This window comes from Paenibacillus terrae HPL-003 (assembly GCF_000235585.1).
In the GTDB taxonomy this organism is placed as follows: Bacteria; Bacillota; Bacilli; order Paenibacillales; family Paenibacillaceae; genus Paenibacillus; species Paenibacillus terrae_B.
The window spans coordinates 2,929,402-2,945,112 of sequence record NC_016641.1 but is presented as its reverse complement, the minus strand read 5'-3'; the positions used below and the strand labels follow the sequence as shown (position 1 = coordinate 2,945,112).

Genomic DNA, 15,711 nt, shown 5'->3' with positions numbered 1-15,711 from the left:
GATTACGCAAAAAACAGCCTGGCATAAGCCAGGCTGCATTATAGTCTCGTTTCATATATAAAATTAAGAAATTGTAGTTTCTGTCAAAGAAACATTCGCTTTTGTGCAAACATCGGAAATAGGCGCAAAAGTTATGCTGTCCACCACCAGTTCCTTCGACAAAGGCTTTCCGTTTACCGTTATTTTTAACGTTTTATAGGTTTGTTCTTTTTCGTTCATCATTCATTTCTCCTTCTATATTCTTGCTTCATATATTTATATTCATTTCTGTTCTTCATCAAATAGGGTTGGCTCTTGTACGTGCTCGCCAGATAATTATCGGAATGTAGCTGCTTTCTTGATATACCCGTTTTGAGGTACACTTAAACTAAAATATCGACTTTTTTTGTAAATATTCCTCCCGGTTTTGTCATCCTGTTATTTTAAACTTTGAACCCTAATCATTACACTATGCGTAACCATAAGATATGGGTAATTATGCTTATCATTTAACATCTTGGTGCATCAGAAGGAGGAAGATCTCTTGGTACGACAAATTTCTCGCTTTGCTTTCTGCCGCCGTGTCGTCTGTGCTGCTGTAGCGCTTATGTTTGTTTTTGGCGGAACCGGTGTTCCGAGAGCGCATGCCGCCTACTGGGATGACGTATACCAGGGCTTTGAGCAATTTTCCCAGCTGCCTGGCGATGTGTATCAACTCAAGGAAAGCTATAAGCAAACGCAGGAAGAGCTGCAAAAGGCCCGTAGCAGCATTGAGGCTTATCAGGAGCAAAACGCTCAACTATTAGAGCAAAACCGCAAGCTGACCGACACCGTCACCGAACTAAAAAATCTTCAGGTTCAGCGCGATCAGGCTTCACACCGTAACAAGATGCTGATCATCACGGCTGTTATTCTGCTGGCTGGTTATTTTATCGGTATCCGCCTGTTGCGTTACGGGATGCGCCGACGTTCGAGAAGATACTAACCGCCTGAAAGGATGAAAGGCCAGAATGGACATACAAGCAGGACAACACTATGATGAAAGCGTCGGTTCGGTCGTAACGCTTGATCTGGCGGAGGGCGAAAGGCTGCATGTTCTTCACCCCCAGCAAATCATCGCCTACCGCGGACCCAGCTCAGGCCGCAGTGACAAGCTGATGAATATCAAAGGCATGTACCGCAAGCACAAGCTGATTCAGGCCGATTTTACGGGAGCTTGCCGCCTCATTGCCGCACTTCCTCCCGGTTTTAGTCTGAAAATGATTGAGCTGGAAGGAGGCGACGATCTGCTATACGATTTTCGCAACCTGTTCTGGTACAGCTCCGGTATCCATATGCGCACCAAGCTGCTGAGCATGAGAAACATGTTGTTCAGTCGGGATGTCATTAAAATGAAATTCGATGGCAGCGGCCAGATCGGTCTATTGACTCAGGGACTGGTATGCCAGGAACAGCTTCATCCAACAGAGCCGATGTATGTCGATGCAAGCAGCGTTATTGCCTATCCCGAAAACGCCAAGCTGGAGCTGACGGTGTACGGCAACCATCTGGCCAGTCAGCATATGAATTATCATTTTAAAATGACCGGACACGGTACTGTACTTTTTCATGCAGGTGAGCACCATCGACGGCTCCAGCAGGATATGAACGACGATGGCGTTATTAAGCGCTTTTTAAGGGAAGTCATTCCATTTGGCGGAGTGTTTATCAAATAGCTCTGCCATGCTATAATGAAGGCGTCTGTCCTCTGGCAGACACCACATGAAGAAAGTCCATGCTCTATGCATGGGAGAGGTTCGCGAACTCCCTCTATAAAAAACTAACGATGCTTTGTCCTCCGCATGAAAAAATAATCACGGGGCAAGGCCTGTTTTTTGTTGAAGTCGGTTCAAGAACTCTCCTTCTTCCAAGTGACAAGACCCTGTGTCTTACACCATTCCAAGAAGATCGAGAGGTTTTTTTATGTTTGCAAACGAAAAAGCGGTCGTCGTATTTAGCGGCGGTCAAGACAGCACCACCTGTTTATTTTGGGCGAAAAAACATTTTGCCGAAGTAGAGACGGTGACGTTCGATTACGGTCAACGCCACAAGCAGGAAATCGAAGTAGCGGCCGGGATTGCCCACGAGCTGGGTGTTCCGCAATCGGTACTGGATATGAGCCTGCTCAATCAATTAGCCCCCAATGCCCTCACACGCACCGACATTGACATTACTCAGCAGGAAGGCGAGCTGCCCAGCACCTTTGTAGACGGCCGCAATCTGCTGTTCCTCAGCTTCGCAGCAGTGCTTGCCAAACAAAAAGGAGCCCGTCACATCATCACAGGCGTCTGCGAGACGGATTTTAGCGGCTACCCCGATTGCCGGGATTCTTTTATCAAATCGCTGAACGTTACTTTAAATCTTTCCATGGACTATCCCTTTGTCATTCATACCCCGCTCATGTGGTTGAATAAGGCCGAAACCTGGCAAATGGCCGATGAGCTGGAAGCCTTTGAATTTGTGAGAACCCGTACACTAACATGCTATAACGGCGTCATTGGCGATGGCTGTGGCGAATGCCCTGCCTGCAAACTACGCCGCGCGGGGCTGGAACAGTATCTGGCTGTACGCGGAGCTTCGTCGCAAGGAGTTGAAGGCCATGCGTGAGCCGGGCCCTTTTCGTATCGTCGACAAGCTCCAGCAGTTCGGGACGGACATCGAACGCTCCCAGCTGCGTTATCATCGCAAACGTGTACTGGTCAGCAAGCAATTTACGTTCGATGCAGCACACCATTTGCACTGCTACGAAGGCAAATGCAAAAATCTGCACGGACATACTTATATCGTCGTTTTCGGCATTAGCGGCATACCGGGCGAAACCGGTCTGACCCTTGATTTTGGTGATATCAAAACGATCTGGAAAGAACGGATTGAGCCTTATCTGGATCACCGCTATCTGAATGAGACGCTGCCCCCGATGAATACAACTGCGGAAAATATGGTCGTCTGGATCTTTGAGCAAATGGAGTCCGCCTTGACCTCGGATGCATACCGCTCCCGCGTGGAGGGTGGACGCACTGAATTTGTACGGTTGTTCGAAACACCTACCAGCTATGCCGAATTCCGACGGGAGTGGATGCTGGATGAGTAATATCACGGCGACTCACCAAACACCTCCCCGGGGCCCGAAAATAGCCCCTATCCCTGTACTGGAGGTGTTTGGTCCTACCGTTCAGGGCGAAGGCATGGTCATTGGGCGCAAAACGATGTTTGTTCGTACCGCAGGCTGCGATTACCACTGCTCATGGTGCGATTCCGCCTTTACTTGGGACGGCAGCGCCAAGGATCAGATCCGTCGTCTCAGCGCCACAGATATTTGGCAGGAGCTTCAGGCCATCGGTGGCACACGGTTTTCTCATGTGACCCTATCCGGGGGCAACCCGGCCCTGTTGCCGCAGCTTGGAGAGCTAATCACCCTGCTGCGCAGCCAAGGCATTGCCACCGCTGTCGAAACGCAAGGCTCCCGCTGGCAGGAATGGCTGTATGATATCGACGAGGTAACCCTGTCGCCCAAGCCGCCCAGCTCTGGTATGTCGACCAACTGGGACGTGCTGGATGACATCGTGGCCCGCCTGTCAAATCGAAAGATTACTGATTGGAAGGCGGCTGGAGAGCCCTCGTCAGCGTCCAACTTCTCTACCGCAACGTGCACGAAGGAAGCCGCTAATGAATCAGTGAGATTCTACCACGGAGCATGCAGCTTGAAGGTCGTCATATTCGATGACATCGATCTCACATATGCACGCACTGTTCACGAGCGCTATCCACATGTGCCGCTGTTCCTCCAGACTGGCAATCCAGATGTGAACACGGAGAACACGGGACAGATCGCGGAGTCCCTTTTACACCGTTATGAATGGCTTATTGACCGTGTCATGGACGATTCACGTCTGAACGACGTACGGGTACTCCCGCAGCTCCACACCCTCGTATGGGGCAACCAACGCGGCGTATAACACTTAAATGTAATATATTCCATATGAGCTATATGTGATACACTGACACGCCAAATTCGTCGAATATACCTTCGGCATCCAAGTTACAAAATCAGAGAAAGCCTCGTTCGTGAGGACGGGATTTCTCACAAAATGACGCTCCTTAAATATAAGGAGCGAACACTATTCACTTCTGCCCCAACCTATATGTAAAAGAGTAGGGACTTTAGGGTGGTGACGGCGGTCGGCAGCGGAGCGGAGGATTTGAAGCTGGAGAAGCGTTAGCGTTCGCCTTTGAAATGGGATTCTAACCTATACATCTTTCAACTATCAGAAAGAATCCCATTTCAACAGCGATCGGAAGCTCAAATCCTTCGCGGAGCGTCACCTAACCCTCTCACCCCCATAACTCCCTATCCTTTTCACTAAAATAACTAAACTTAAGGAGCCACACCACTATGACCGGAAGAACACCCGAAGAAATGACCGACGTTACTCTGCTTGGCAATCAAGGCACACAATACACCTTCGCTTATGATCCCGCCATTCTTGAAAGCTTTGATAATAAGCATCCGTACCGCGATTATTTTGTAAAGTTCAATTGCCCGGAGTTCACCAGCCTGTGTCCAATTACAGGACAGCCGGATTTTGCCACCATCTACATCAGCTACATTCCCGATATTAAAATGGTCGAAAGCAAGTCCCTCAAGCTGTATCTGTTCAGCTTCCGCAACCACGGCGATTTCCATGAGGACTGCGTCAACATCATTATGAATGACTTAATCAAGCTGATGGACCCGCGTTATATTGAAGTGTGGGGCAAGTTTACGCCGCGCGGTGGCATCTCCATTGATCCATACACAAACTACGGCAAACCGGGAACCCAATATGAGCAAATGGCCGAACATCGCATGATGAATCATGATATGTACCCGGAGACTGTAGATAACCGGTAAGTTAAAACTCTCCCTTGCACTTGCATACAAATAACAAGGGGCTGTCCCAAAAGTCATAAAATGGAACGACTCAGGGACAGCCCCGATATTTCCAGTCTGTTGAAGTAATCCATATAGGCGTTACGCTTGTGGCGTTTACACACTCAGACCAAATTTTGATTTTTTGTATTCATAAGGTGTTTTACCCATAACTTCCTTAAAAGCTTTTCTAAAAGATTTCTCGTTTGGAAATCCAGCCTCGTAAGAAATTTCTGTAAGTGACTTATTCGTTGTTTCCAATAAATCAATTGCCTTCTCCAAGCAAAGAATTTGCTTGTATTCCGTAAACGTCTGACCTGTATATTCATGAAACATTCTCGACAAATAGGCCTCCGAATAACCGCATATTCGAGCCGTTTTGGCCAAGCTGATATTTTCATTATAATGCTCTTTAATAAAATCCATGATTGTCTTGATCTTTCGCTGCTTTTCACTAAATACCTCCGGTGGAATGTCTGTGGCCTGACTAAAATGATTAACGAGCAAATATTTAAGTTCAATAATTCGGCTTTGTTCTAAAATGTAGTCGTATTTACCTTTGGAAATATGTAGATAGTATATATCCATAAACAACCCTCTTAATTTAGAGATTATACTATCTTCAACTTGTTTCTCTCGCGTGTTTAATTGAATGATTACTTGTTCATGGGCAAAAAAAGTGTCTGGAAATTGCAACACAACGACTTGGTTCTCCGTAATGCTCTGTGTGGAATGCGGCACATTGCTATTAATGAACAGCGCATCCTTTTCCATCAAAATGGTTATTTTCCCTTCATGCCACACTTTTAGACTTCCACTTGTACAGTAGATTAATTCCATATTGCTGTGAAAATGCATGGGGATGACTCTTTCTGTATCTGTTGATTGAAACATAAAGAGATTAATCATTTTTCTTCTGTCTATTTCAATATGCTCATATATTTTTTTCATACGACACCTCATCAACCAGCTATGAGTAATCAACAGTACCTATGTTAAGTCAGAAACTCTAATACTCATACTATACCGATAGTAAAATGCCCAGACAAGCTGCAATCTATTCAGCAGGCTAAGACAAAAAGAAGGCAGTTCTTCTCGCATACGGAGTAATGAACAGCCTTCCCTTGCCTGCTTGCAGCTCTGCAGGTGAATAATTAGAATATAGTTCTACTGATTTATGACTTCTAATGCACCGCAATTAACACTTCGCTATTGGCATTATGCTGTACATTCCTGCAACTGATAAATCCTAACTTCTCCTTCATTGTCTCCTGCTTCAAGCAACACATTGCGTTGTTCAGTATCCTCTAAGAAATAACGCAGAGAAAACACTTCCTCGCCTTCATTCACAAAGATCTCCAGGCTTGAGCTTTCAATGAATATTTGCATTTCTGCAAGTCTATTCGTTAATGTTGCTTTTCTGTACTCCCTCTGGTTCGTCAACCAGTTGGTTCTCCATACGGTTAAACTGTTTTCTTCCGAATCATAGTCAATTTGCACAGCGTCTCTTATTATCATTTTGAAGTTTTCTGTAAGCATCGAAAAATGAACAATGAATTCCGCCTGCAAGGAAGGCAGCAGCCACCCACCACTTTTTCGAATGTTCCCCTTATGATGCGCACCATCCAGTCTTAACAATTGTAATTCCGGCAATGGTTTCTGGTATAGCACACCGTTAATCAGCACTATTTCTCTAGGAAGAGTCAACGCATGAATCCAGCCTTCCTGAATGGTCGGAACAGCCCTCTCCGCTTCTTCATTCATGGCGCTCATCCATCCGAACATAATCGTTCTATCATTTACCCTAAACGATTGTGGCGCGTAAAAATCAAATCCTCGATCAAGCTCTTTAAAATCGGATAGGTTGCCGCTGAATTTCCCTGTCTCCAATAATTTCCCAACCATATATCCCGATTGATTAGGATTTTTATAATATTCGCCTGCCTCCGGTAAACCCTGAGGAGAGAAAACAAAAATATCATTTTCCGTAAAATGAAGTAGATCAGGACATTCCCACATATATCCGAATTCATGCTCATGATCAAAAAATGAGCCCTGGCATTCCCAATCGGACAAATCTGTAGATTTGTAGACAAGCGTATCTCCAGTCAAATCTTCTCTTTGAGCGCCAACGATCAGCCACCAGTTCCCGTTCCGGTCTCTCCATACTTTCGGATCTCGGACATGCCTGGTATAACCTTCGGGATGTTCAAACAAAGGGCCAATTTTTTGAAAATGCTCACCATCCTCTGAAATGGCTGCGCATTGATAGCTTTCTTTTACTCCATCATCTCTGATTACATTTCCTGTGTAGAACAGATACAGCTTGTCATTATGAACGATGCTCCCACCGGAATAAATGCCATCCTTGTCATACCATTCCGAAGGCTCCAGCGCGACACTTTTCCTTTGCCAATGCACCAGATCGCTGGAAACAACATGACCCCAGCATTTATGTTTATGCTCGGTTCCTTTTGGATTCCACTGATAGAACACATGATATTGATGATTGAAAAAAGCAAGTCCATTAGGATCATTGAGCAAACCGTAAGGAGGAGTAATATGATACTTTAGGTTATAAGCGTCGCTTTTATTCATGTTCATCCTCCGGTAAAAGAATAAAACTAAAGCTCAGCAAAATTTCCTGTGAGCTTGAACCGATATAAACCTCAAATTCGCCAGGCTCACTCTTGTATTCCATTTCACGTCCATAAAATTTAAGCATCTCTTCATGAATTGAAAATTCCACAATTTTGGTTTCGCCACTTTGTAAAAATACTTTTTTAAAGTCTTTTAATTCTTTAACCGGCCTTGCAACACTTGCAAATTTATCGCGAATGTACAATTGGATCGTTTCTTTCCCATCATAAATTCCAGTGTTGGAGACAGATATATGGATATCCACTGATTCATTTGTTTTCATTTCTTTTGGGCTGACTGTTAATAGACTGTATTCAAAGGTGGTATAGGATTTGCCATAGCCAAACGGATACAACGGTTCATTCACTTCATCTATATATCGTGACGCAAATCGATAAGAGCCATTTTCCTTTAGATTCGGTCTGCCTGTATTCAACTCATTGTAGTACACCGGAATTTGACCGACGCTGCGTGGAAAGGTCATCGCTAATTTCCCCGACGGATTTACTTCCCCATACAATATATTGGCCAGCGCTTCTCCACCCATCGTTCCCGGATACCAGGCCTGAACAATGGCGTCAACTTTTTCAGCAACATCGGTAAGGATCAAAGGTCTTCCACTATATACGATTAGAACGATCTTTTTGCCCAATACACTTAATTCATGGAGCAGTTTCAATTGCGGCTCCGGAAGCGTCGGGTTCGTCCGCGATCCTCCTTCTCCACTCTGATAAACACTTTCTCCCAAGGCAAGAACAATGACTTCTGCTTCGTTAGCATTCCGGATCGCTTCGTGCAGCAGAACTTCCTCTTCGACCATTTCAGCAACCAACTTGTCTGCATATTTGCCGAGGGCTTCCCTTGCATCAAGAGGCAGCAGATAAGCTCCTCTGCACACCGAGAGATTGTCGGGATCAACATGCTTTAACAGCCCTGTTTTCAAATGAACGGTATCCGCCTCATCCCCCTTAATGGCCCACATACCCAGGGTGGAATTTTCTTCTGCATAGGGACCAATTAAAGCAACCTTCGTATCCTTTGACAACGGCAATAAATCATTTTTATTTTTCAGCAAAACAACGGATTCTTCCGCCAAGGACAGTGCCGCTTTTTTATGTTCATCTGACAGAATGATGCTTGTTGAAAGTTTAACAATTTCCTGTAATCCACGGAATGGATCCTCAAACAGCCCCAAATCATTTTTCAGCTTTAAGACACGGTATACAGCTTCATTCAGAAGCTCCAGCATATGGTCGTTACCAGATATTACATCCTTTAATTGATTAGCGTATACTGCCGTCTTCATATCCACATCCACACCCGCCAGCAGTGCCAGCCTTGCGGCGGAAGCCTCGTCTTCGGCATAACCATGCATGATCAGTTCTTCTATAGCAGCGTAATCCGAGATCAACACACCGTCAAAATTCATTTCCTGTCTTAGCACATCTCGGTTAAGCCACTCGTTTCCAGTCGCAGGGATACCATTCAAGGTATTAAAAGCCGTCATGACAAGCTTTGCACCCGCTTCTATTGCAGCTTGATATCCAGGTAAATAATATTCTCGCAATGCATGCTCCGACATATCCACGGCATTGTATTCACGTCCGGCGACAGACGCTCCATAAGCGGCAAAATGCTTAACGCAAGCGGCAATTTTATTGGTCGGCACAGCTGTACTCTCCAAATTCCTTCCCTGGATTCCCAGAACCACGCTTTGCGCATATTTTTTCGCCAACAATGTATCTTCTCCAGGCGATTCCATCACCCGCCCCCAACGGGGATCTCTAACGATATCTACCATAGGGGAAAAGGTCACGTGAACACCTTCCTCGTAGCATTCCCGAGCAGCAACCGACGCCGCATGTTCTATCCCCTCATAGTTCCAACTGCAAGCTTGTGCAATTGGAATCGGGAAGATGGTTCGATACCCATAGATAATATCTGCCATGAACAGCAGTGGAATTTTATGAACCGATTTCTCCAAATAATCAGTTTGCAACCGAATAATTTTTTCCGGATTGGTAATGTTCAATATAGAGCCGGTGTTATAAACATTATAACCAGCACTTAACCCTAATTTTTTGAGAGGACCCGTCACAACCGTATCCATATCGCCTTCAAAAAAATCACCGGTTAGTTGGATGAGCTGGCCAATCTTCGCTTCTATTGAAAGGCTGTTCAATTTATCAAGCAGTGTTTTGTTGTCCATGATTCTCTCCACCAAATTTTATTTGTTGTCTATTTTTTCTTTAAACCCAAAGATCCACGTCAGCGCAAATGCTACACCAAAACCGATTAAACAAACTAAAATATACAGAAAAATCTGATTATTCAGATACAATAACAATCCAGGTATCGCTGTAATCGACATGCCCGTTGCTTGAACATTAAAGATACGTGCGAAAAATCCACCAACCGCTCCCCCAATCAAGCCCATCATGAATGGTTTGCCGTATCGAATGTTCACCCCAAAAATAGCCGGTTCTGTAATGCCCAACAATGCAGACAAGGCAGAAGGGTAGGCAATCGATTTGGTTTTCAATTTTTTGGATTTTAGACCGACAGCCAGCGCAGCACCCGCTTGTGCGCAAATAGACGCCGAGCTGATCGGGTTCACCATATTCCAACCACTACCCACCAACATCTGTATTTCAATCAGGTTTAAGGCATGGTGCAGTCCGGTAACGACAATAATCTGATTGATGCCACCATAAATAAACCCGCCGATGCCGTATGGTAATTTCAAAATAGCTGTAACTGCCAATAATATTAAAGCCTCCACCTCATGGAAAATGGGACCGATCACGAACAGGCCCAATACCAGTGTGAGCAACAATGTCAGAAACGGTGTCAGAATCAAGTCCAATGCTTCGGGAACGGATTTCCTAATCCTCTTCTCCAGCATCGCCCCCACGATCCCTATAATGAACGCCGGCAGAACCGAGCCCTGATAGCCTGCAATTTTAATGAATCCTAAAAATAAGAGGGGTTCCTTAACATGTTGAGCGACATCCCAGGATGTAGGCAAAGAAGGACTTACCAGCATTAATCCGAGCAATATCCCCAAGATAGGCGACCCGCCGAACACTCTGAACGCTGACCAGCATACCAGCACGGGTAAAAACGCAAAGGCGGTATCGGTCAGTATTTGCGTAAATAATATAAAATTCGCAGAAATATCATCCGGTGTAAGCCCAAATAACTGAAGCAGTGCAGGCTGAGTTACCAAGCCCCTAACTCCCATAAACAATCCTGTAGCTACCAATGCAGGTATAATGGGAACGAATACATCCCCGAAAACCCGGATCATTCTTTTGAAAAAGTTGTCATCTTGCGTTGAGGCCTTCTCTTTTAGCTCTGCCTTGGATGTAGCGGATACGTTCTGGCCAACCATCGCTTCGTATACTTTATTTACGGTACCGGTTCCAAAAATGATTTGATATTGTCCGGATGTAAAAAACACCCCTTTTGCCTTATCAATGTTCTCAATAAATTCATCATCAATAATGTCCCTGTCTTTTACAATCAGTCTCAGCCGTGTGGCACAATGTGCCATGGAAATAATATTGTCTTCTCCGCCAAGCCCTTTAATCACATCTTGGGCTATTTTAACGTATTCTTTTTCAAGACTCATCAGTCTCTTCCTTTCCTCTGTTCCTCTTAGTTAGTCTGAATGATTAAAACTTTGACCAAATATGCTTCTTAAGAATATCATGACTGCGCTTTCAAACAGCGGGATTATTTTACTACATTAAGGTCAAATTTTGACCTTTTTATACCCTTGGCTATAAATAACTCCGAGAAATGGACTCAGTACTGGAGCAGCAGTTGGAGCCTGTCTTTATTTGCTTTTGGAAACCAGCCCCCACCATTAAACAGCAAAATGCACCTCCAGAATGGGCACTGGATAACCTCAGGGTTTATCCGGTGTATTCCAAAGGTGCATTTTTTGTCCCGTTTGGTTATTTTGTAACCTTTAACTGAACGCTGTCCGCTTTATAGATAACCTTTATTTTATAGTGGCTTGGCAAACCTGTCGTTTCAACGGAAGAAAATGCTCCAACTCGTTTACCATAAGTCAAGATCGTGGCACCGTTAGCCGGTACATATTTGTTCGAAAAATTCAAACGTAATTTCCCATTAAGCTGGGCTGTTCCCTTAATTTTGAGCACGGCATTTTTACTGCTCAGGTTGAGTTCCAGCGCTCCCTTGGCAGCTTGTTTGTAATTACCGCCGATCACCAGCTTACCAGAAGTATTGGTACGGAGAGTACCTCCATTATTCGTAACATCCCCACTTCCGAAAGCCGTCTCCGAATTACCCTCCAGAATACCTTGGTCGAGCTGTGTACCGCCGGAATACGTATTGTTGCCCATCAGCTTCAACGTACCTCTTCCCTTTTTAGTCAGCTTTCCAACGCCGGAGATATTGTTGCGCCAGCGATCCAATGCATTGAAGCCGCCTTTGGAAGAGTCCATGGTCACGGTAACATTATTGGCGAAAGCCCCATAACCATCCGCCGCAGAAAACAGATTAAGCCGTCCCCATCCCTCGGCATCGTCAAGCACAGGATAACCGGAAGGAAGTCCTGTCGTAGCCAAAACCCAGCGGCGTTGTGTGCTGTCCAGGTAAGGCAGACGTGTTTCCAGCAGCACCTCCGCTCCCTTAGGCACCGTCATTGGCGTCGTCGTCGGATTAATTTGACTAAATCCGTAGGTCAATCGTTCGGTATAGCTTTTTTTATTGGCAGTGTAATTGCTGAACCGATCAGGCGTTGTACCCTTTTGCGTTAACAATTTACTGTGAGCGTCCTGATAAGCTGCTTTCTTCAAGCTGCTATTGGCCGGGTCAGACAGGATGGCAGCCGCCGTCGCAGTAGCCATGACACGTCCTCCCATCACATCAAATGGCGAATGCATACCGGCAACAATACGATTGTTGCCCAGCTCCGAAGCTCGTGTAAGCAGTTCCTGGTAACGCTCTGGTGCGGCATAGGCCATCGCAAAAGCGCTGAGATACGCCGCATTGGTATGACCACTAGGAAAGCCGCCATCCTTGCTCGGGTCCGGATTTTGAGCCGGCAGCAGAGTAGGAACTACGACTGAATTGTCGCTCCAGCGAAACGGACGAGGGTAGTTAAAGTAAGCCTTGGCCGAGCTCGTCGAAGAATAATCACCACGCAGGGTATTGACCAATTTCACGATATTGCCAAGACTGGAGCTTGTACTCCCTGCATTGGTTCCCTCATCTTCGTATTTTTTAGTCAGGGCATCTGCCGGAACGTCGTTGATTGTTGTAGTTGCTCCTGCATTTTTTCGATATACATCGGTTAGCGAACCCAGACCGTCAATCACGCTGTAGCTCTGATTTCTGCGATCATCCAAATAAGCTGCATCGGCTTCACTGGAAGTACGGCGAGCAGCAATATCAATCACTTTTTGAATATTGGCGTCCAGTACGCTACTATTCAGCTTGGTACCTGTATCCCAGGTAGCGCCGGGAGTCCAAAGTTTATTAAATCCGGAAAGCAACCCGAGTGTCGGATTTGAACTTTCCGTCTTATTAGCAGAACTATTATTTTTGTAATGATCTACGAAATATCCCCAAGACGGCTCTGGCGCAGTTACCGTTGTTGGGATGGTTGCCGCACTCGCATAGCCTCCACCCAGGGAGCCTAAAAGTAAGGGTACAGATAATAAAGCAACTGATAATGGTTTCTTTAGCAATTTCATTCTCAAATCATATCCTCTCTTATGCTCTTCATACTTTCTCTACGAAGCTATTACCTATACAACAAGTTGTAAGATATTAAGAATCATATCTTAAGTTTGTTAAATGAAGAGCATGGTTTTGTTAAAGAACTGGAGCACACGATTTATAATCAGCTTCATATGAAAAAAGGCATCCCAAGAACCGTATATACGACTCTGGAGACACCTCGTTTAGTCTGTTATAGAAAAGCCATTTACCTTACAGCCATATTTCTATGACTTTGCCATTCACAAAAGCTACCGCTTTGAAATAAAGACTACGGTTGCCGTATACCCAGGCTTCTATTTGGGTTCCGTTTGAAGCAGATCCCTTTTCTCTGACTGTTGGATTCCCCCATGCAAACTGGACCTGTGTCGTATTCATGCCCAAGCTGACCTCGTTGTTTTTAATCTTGTTCCAAATGGCCTGCGACCATTGGTATTTCTTGTACGGATCGTAAGTCAGAAATTGATCGGAATCGGACAGCATGTCTGGAATGCGTGAAGCTCCAATCAATGAAAATGTGTCGTAAGTTACGCCATTCGCACCCTGGAAAATAACTTCGTAAGATTTAACACCGTTCGGGTCCGTACTGACCTCGATATCTTTAACTGTTACTTTGCCAAAGCGCTCTCCAGCACTATAGAAGTTATTGACCCAATAGGTTTTGCCAATGAGTTTGGACAGACTTCCCAGATCAATGGCTTTGATAATTTTTTCCGTTTCCGGCGTCTCAATGACAAGCTTGGTAGCACCCACAGATAATTCCCCTTGCTGGCGGTCACGATTCCATTTGAATCCGCCCAACTTCAGATCGGTCAGCAATGTTCCCGGGAATACCACCTGTCCATTGACTGTTTGTATCTTGCCTTTCAGCACAACAGGTTTGCCATTCACCATCGCAGAAGAACTCCCTTTTTGGAGTACGATATTGTTTTTACCCAGCTTGATCGTAAAAGTCTGGTTCGCCACGGTAACAGATCCGCCCAGCGTCTTGAACACAGACTGTACAGGCAAATACACACTCCCATTCAGTATCGCCGCCCCGGTCAAAGTTTGATCGGACGATACTTTTAGTGTAAAAGAAGACGGTATTCCTTCGGTCCGCAGAGCTACGGATGTGCTTCCAATGCCCCGTACTTTGAGTGTGCCTGAACCATCCTGCTGTAGCTCGGCAACCTGCGGTTTCTCCACTTCAATCTCACTGGCTTCAGGATGCCGTGTTAGCCGGTAACCGTTCGAATACGTCTCTTGTACATTTAATTGAATAGTATCACCAATGGCAGCTTCTTTAGAGGTCGTCAACAGGGACATCCCCGTTAATGTAGGCAAGCTCAACGCAGTCGTGGTTCCATCCTTATAGCCGACCCACGAACCATCCTTTAATTGTGCAAATAGCTCGTCTGGCGAATCAACCAACCGGGCAACATTAGATAATCCGCTAAGCTGCACGGCCGGATATTTCTTCATCCGATTATAGCTCCACACGGTTCCATCATGATGTACAGTAATCAAAATATGTGTATCTTTTTTCCATAAAATCGAAGCAATATCACTTCCCACTTCGCGCGGCGGTTCATTGGTCAGCATATCCAGCATCGTGACATGACCATCTTCCTTAAGCACCGCAGCATACGCCGTACTCATTTTGATATCCAGCGCATGGTCTACATGTCCGATCTTACGTGGCTTTGATTCTTCATAGCCAGTGGAGTACCATACATCACCGGACTGAGTAAGAACGGTAAAGTAGGTGCTCACTCTATCACCGCCTATTGCATTAGATATACCCTCGACCTGCCCTCTTCCCCAAGAGACCGTTCCATCGGTTTTAATAGCCAAACCCTCACCTGTAATTTCTTTAACTCCTGAGGATTGAGCCGTCACTTTTGGGTCGGAGTTATCATCCCAGATGGCTACCTTCCCGTCCTCAGTCCAGCCATAATAACCTTGACTCTCGTTTTTGCTGCCTGTAATGCCCTTCAAATTCAATTTCTCAATAACCGGGCCATCTATACTCTTTCTCCATAAAGAACCGTCATCCAGTATGTAGTTATTCCGGTCGATCACGTCTATAATTTTAGCGTTCTTCCAAGTGCTGTTCGTCGTTACATTCGCCGCTGCTTCTGCCGCTACCGCTGTTGATCCGTTGTTTAATGTAGTGCCTATTACCGCTCCACATACCATCGTTACAGCCAGCACAATCATCCCTGCTTTTCTCATCGTTGTTCCCCTTTTCTTTCTCTATTTCCATATCAGCATTTTGCATATCTCTATATTGCTGATTTGAAATCGCTCTTGGGATTTATGCAAGATGCTCACATATATATCGGTTTTGAGGATGGTAAACGTTTGAATTTTGAAGTGATGTGTATAACATCCAACTAAATCAA

The 15,711-nt window shown here is 45.3% G+C and carries 13 protein-coding genes and 1 riboswitch; of the genes, 6 read left to right on the top strand and 7 right to left on the bottom strand.

Translation table 11 applies throughout. The features are described 5' to 3' along the window. Positions 1-63 precede the first annotated feature (63 nt). The gene (locus tag HPL003_RS28875) at positions 64-222 is read right to left on the bottom strand and encodes a hypothetical protein (protein ID WP_158308736.1); all 159 of its coding nucleotides are present in this window, start codon (positions 220-222) and stop codon (positions 64-66) included. Between the two features lie 301 nt (positions 223-523). On the opposite strand from HPL003_RS28875, the gene HPL003_RS13395 reads away from it, so the two are divergent. The 6 genes from HPL003_RS13395 to queF all read left to right on the top strand — a co-directional run bounded on the left by HPL003_RS13395 (position 524) and on the right by queF (position 4,909). Beyond that, complete coding sequence (locus tag HPL003_RS13395) at positions 524-964, top strand: SH3 domain-containing protein (protein ID WP_014280204.1); 441 nt, start codon at positions 524-526, stop codon at positions 962-964. Between the two features lie 25 nt (positions 965-989). Beyond that, positions 990-1,694 (top strand): AIM24 family protein, encoded by a 705-nt coding sequence (locus tag HPL003_RS13390; RefSeq protein WP_014280203.1) that lies wholly within the window; start codon positions 990-992, stop codon positions 1,692-1,694. A gap of 70 nt (positions 1,695-1,764) precedes the next feature. Next, a riboswitch (PreQ1 riboswitch) is annotated at positions 1,765-1,808 on the top strand. 133 nt (positions 1,809-1,941) lie between these two features. Further along, complete coding sequence (gene queC, locus HPL003_RS13385; protein ID WP_014280202.1) at positions 1,942-2,625, top strand: 7-cyano-7-deazaguanine synthase QueC; 684 nt, start codon at positions 1,942-1,944, stop codon at positions 2,623-2,625. Next, positions 2,618-3,109, top strand: coding sequence for a 6-carboxytetrahydropterin synthase QueD (gene queD / locus HPL003_RS13380; protein WP_014280201.1), 492 nt, complete (start codon positions 2,618-2,620; stop codon positions 3,107-3,109). The genes queC and queD overlap by 8 nt, the downstream gene beginning before the upstream one ends. Next, a complete protein-coding gene (queE, locus tag HPL003_RS13375; protein ID WP_014280200.1) occupies positions 3,102-3,974 on the top strand; it encodes a 7-carboxy-7-deazaguanine synthase QueE in 873 nt (290 codons plus the stop codon). Before queD ends, queE begins: the two co-directional genes overlap by 8 nt. Positions 3,975-4,411: 437 nt before the next feature. Next, positions 4,412-4,909, top strand: coding sequence for a preQ(1) synthase (queF, locus tag HPL003_RS13370; protein ID WP_014280199.1), 498 nt, complete (start codon positions 4,412-4,414; stop codon positions 4,907-4,909). A 135-nt stretch (positions 4,910-5,044) separates the two neighbouring features. On the opposite strand, the gene HPL003_RS13365 is transcribed toward queF, so the two are convergent. The 6 genes from HPL003_RS13365 to HPL003_RS13340 form a co-directional block, all read right to left on the bottom strand. Beyond that, complete coding sequence (locus HPL003_RS13365) at positions 5,045-5,878, bottom strand: helix-turn-helix domain-containing protein (protein WP_014280198.1); 834 nt, start codon at positions 5,876-5,878, stop codon at positions 5,045-5,047. Positions 5,879-6,145: 267 nt separating this feature from the next. Further along, the gene (locus HPL003_RS13360; RefSeq protein WP_014280197.1) at positions 6,146-7,525 is read right to left on the bottom strand and encodes a glycoside hydrolase family 32 protein; all 1,380 of its coding nucleotides are present in this window, start codon (positions 7,523-7,525) and stop codon (positions 6,146-6,148) included. After that, a complete protein-coding gene (bglX, locus tag HPL003_RS13355; protein ID WP_014280196.1) occupies positions 7,518-9,776 on the bottom strand; it encodes a beta-glucosidase BglX in 2,259 nt (752 codons plus the stop codon). The genes HPL003_RS13360 and bglX overlap by 8 nt, the downstream gene beginning before the upstream one ends. Before the next feature lie 18 nt (positions 9,777-9,794). Continuing rightward, positions 9,795-11,201 (bottom strand): sucrose-specific PTS transporter subunit IIBC, encoded by a 1,407-nt coding sequence (locus HPL003_RS13350; protein ID WP_014280195.1) that lies wholly within the window; start codon positions 11,199-11,201, stop codon positions 9,795-9,797. A 328-nt stretch (positions 11,202-11,529) separates the two neighbouring features. Beyond that, on the bottom strand, positions 11,530-13,299 hold the full coding sequence (locus HPL003_RS13345) for an acid phosphatase (protein WP_014280194.1): 1,770 nt from the start codon (positions 13,297-13,299) through the stop codon (positions 11,530-11,532). A 238-nt stretch (positions 13,300-13,537) separates the two neighbouring features. Continuing rightward, the gene (locus HPL003_RS13340; RefSeq protein WP_014280193.1) at positions 13,538-15,541 is read right to left on the bottom strand and encodes a stalk domain-containing protein; all 2,004 of its coding nucleotides are present in this window, start codon (positions 15,539-15,541) and stop codon (positions 13,538-13,540) included. Positions 15,542-15,711: the final 170 nt, after the last annotated feature.

Coding starts and splice junctions, on each gene's coding strand:
- queF (WP_014280199.1), top strand. CDS start 4,412: ATGACCGGAAGAACACCCGAAGAAATGACCGACGTTACTCTGCTTGGC.
- HPL003_RS13350 (WP_014280195.1), bottom strand. CDS start 11,201: ATGAGTCTTGAAAAAGAATACGTTAAAATAGCCCAAGATGTGATTAAA.
- queE (WP_014280200.1), top strand. CDS start 3,102: ATGAGTAATATCACGGCGACTCACCAAACACCTCCCCGGGGCCCGAAA.
- HPL003_RS13340 (WP_014280193.1), bottom strand. CDS start 15,541: ATGAGAAAAGCAGGGATGATTGTGCTGGCTGTAACGATGGTATGTGGA.
- HPL003_RS13360 (WP_014280197.1), bottom strand. CDS start 7,525: ATGAATAAAAGCGACGCTTATAACCTAAAGTATCATATTACTCCTCCT.
- HPL003_RS13345 (WP_014280194.1), bottom strand. CDS start 13,299: ATGAAATTGCTAAAGAAACCATTATCAGTTGCTTTATTATCTGTACCC.
- HPL003_RS28875 (WP_158308736.1), bottom strand. CDS start 222: ATGATGAACGAAAAAGAACAAACCTATAAAACGTTAAAAATAACGGTA.
- queD (WP_014280201.1), top strand. CDS start 2,618: ATGCGTGAGCCGGGCCCTTTTCGTATCGTCGACAAGCTCCAGCAGTTC.
- queC (WP_014280202.1), top strand. CDS start 1,942: ATGTTTGCAAACGAAAAAGCGGTCGTCGTATTTAGCGGCGGTCAAGAC.
- HPL003_RS13365 (WP_014280198.1), bottom strand. CDS start 5,878: ATGAAAAAAATATATGAGCATATTGAAATAGACAGAAGAAAAATGATT.
- bglX (WP_014280196.1), bottom strand. CDS start 9,776: ATGGACAACAAAACACTGCTTGATAAATTGAACAGCCTTTCAATAGAA.
- HPL003_RS13390 (WP_014280203.1), top strand. CDS start 990: ATGGACATACAAGCAGGACAACACTATGATGAAAGCGTCGGTTCGGTC.